4 protein-coding genes are annotated in these 1690 nt (G+C 34.6%); all 4 read left to right on the top strand.

The window, feature by feature from the left end; all coding sequences use genetic code 11:
• Positions 1-433 precede the first annotated feature (433 nt).
• The 4 genes from HMPREF9065_RS10305 to HMPREF9065_RS0109380 all read left to right on the top strand — a co-directional run bounded on the left by HMPREF9065_RS10305 (position 434) and on the right by HMPREF9065_RS0109380 (position 1623).
• The gene (locus HMPREF9065_RS10305) at positions 434-577 is read left to right on the top strand and encodes a Mor transcription activator family protein (RefSeq protein ID WP_232209091.1); all 144 of its coding nucleotides are present in this window, start codon (positions 434-436) and stop codon (positions 575-577) included.
• 124 nt (positions 578-701) lie between these two features.
• Positions 702-1085, top strand: coding sequence for a type II toxin-antitoxin system RelE/ParE family toxin (locus tag HMPREF9065_RS08050; protein ID WP_021615395.1), 384 nt, complete (start codon positions 702-704; stop codon positions 1083-1085).
• 49 nt (positions 1086-1134) lie between these two features.
• Positions 1135-1371: a helix-turn-helix domain-containing protein gene (locus tag HMPREF9065_RS08055; protein WP_369751017.1), complete on the top strand. Its 237-nt coding sequence runs from the start codon at positions 1135-1137 to the stop codon at positions 1369-1371.
• A gap of 12 nt (positions 1372-1383) precedes the next feature.
• On the top strand, positions 1384-1623 hold the full coding sequence (locus HMPREF9065_RS0109380; RefSeq protein WP_198009760.1) for a hypothetical protein: 240 nt from the start codon (positions 1384-1386) through the stop codon (positions 1621-1623).
• The last annotated feature ends 67 nt before the right edge of the window (positions 1624-1690 follow it).

The following is a 1690-nucleotide window of genomic DNA, read 5'->3' as shown; positions in this document are numbered from 1 at the left end:
GATGATGAAATCGGGCGTGGAATAAAAGCCTAACAAAGAATGTAAAACATGATATTGTTATTTTATCCATGCCATGATTTATACAACAGGTTGCACGCTACATTGAGACCGTAGCGTGCATCTTGATGCACGAAAATATAACTCGCCAAATTCATTAAACGCATAAAAATACCCACCAAAATCACCGCACTTTTCAAACTAAATTAGTTTATTAATGCCTTTTATTTTTGCAACAAGTTGCACGCTACTGATGCCGCGCGCAATAAATCTATCTCTTTTTAGACGTAACGCTACGTGAAATTTAATGACTTAATCTGAGTAATTATTTCTCGAATTTGTACACCATATTGTCCTCGTACTTACTAAGCGAAGAATATGCCGGGCAAGTTATATGCTTTCCTAAAGATTACAGATATAAGATTGCCCAGCGGACTTGGATATTTATAACAGTTTTAACGGTCGAAATTGGGGCGAACTTGGGAGTCGTTATAATCGGACTGAGAATGCTTTGAGGAAGCTTGTTAAGCGTATGCAGGATAGGATAATTAAAGAGAAACAACCGGACATGTTTATATAAGATAACGGCTCTACTGATCTAATTTTGTAGAGCCTTTTTATTTAGCAAATCATTAAATTATCGATTGCTTCTGTATTTTATATAGATTAAAATCTATATAAATAATAAGAAAGGTAATAGCTGTATGAAACAAGAATGGGAAGTAATTTTACAAGACCCACTTTTGAATTGGTTAAAAACGCTGGCAGAAGATGACGTATTAAAAATCTATGCAGCGTTGGAATTATTATCAACAGAAGGTCCACAATTAAGCAGACCTTATGCGGATACGCTGCAAAGCTCTAAATATACCAATTTGAAAGAATTGCGAGTACAGTCTAGATCATCGGTATTCCGTTTATTTTATATTTTCGATCCTGTCAGACAAGCGATTGTTTTGTGTGGCGGAGATAAGAAAGGCAAGAAAGAAAAGCTCTTTTACAAAGAGATGATTGCCCTAGCGGAACAAACCTATGATGATTACCTTTCTGAATTAACTAAGGAGCAAGAAAATGAGCATGAAATTTAAAGATCTGATGAATAATCTTCCAGCTGAAAAGCAAGTGAAAGTGAAAGCTATGGCAGACGATATGCGAATGGAGTTACAACTTTACCGTATTCGTGAAGAATTAGAGCTTTCACAAAAGCAAATGGCAGAAGCATTAAGTATTTCTCAGCCGTCAGTTGTTGCCCTTGAAAAACGTGGCAATGACATTAAATTATCATCAGTTAAACGTTACATTGAAGCAATGGGTGGTGTGTTAAATTTATCGGTTGAATTACCCACAGGAAAAACAGTTACTTTCAACTTATAGAAGATGGTAAGTATGTTGCGTGATTTCATTCAATTTACAGCAAAATGCTTTTTTATACTGCTTATTGCATTAGGAACATTATTCCTTTTATTTGCAGTTGATTTTACTTATATTCTCGCTTTTTTTGGGGTGTTTGCTGTATTTTTTGTTATTCGCTTAGTTGTAGTAATCAACCAAACAAATAAACATTATGATGATTTAGCCCAAATAGCACGAGAAAAAGAACGTGTAAAATATGTCATCATAAAATAAATCCTCAATTCAAGAAAGTTCGCAAAATGCGAGCTTTTTATTATAGCTAGCCAAAGTCTGGCTATAA

This window comes from Aggregatibacter sp. oral taxon 458 str. W10330, assembly GCF_000466335.1.
Lineage (GTDB): Bacteria > Pseudomonadota > Gammaproteobacteria > Enterobacterales > Pasteurellaceae > Aggregatibacter.
Note: the sequence above shows the minus strand (reverse complement) of the source record. Positions and strands in the feature narration are given on the sequence as shown.

What these genes read in the sequence shown, in the direction of transcription:
- HMPREF9065_RS08055 (WP_369751017.1), top strand. Translation starts at nt 1,135, where the DNA reads ATGGCAGACGATATGCGAATGGAGTTACAACTTTACCGTATTCGTGAA.
- HMPREF9065_RS08050 (WP_021615395.1), top strand. Translation starts at nt 702, where the DNA reads ATGAAACAAGAATGGGAAGTAATTTTACAAGACCCACTTTTGAATTGG.
- HMPREF9065_RS0109380 (WP_198009760.1), top strand. Translation starts at nt 1,384, where the DNA reads ATGTTGCGTGATTTCATTCAATTTACAGCAAAATGCTTTTTTATACTG.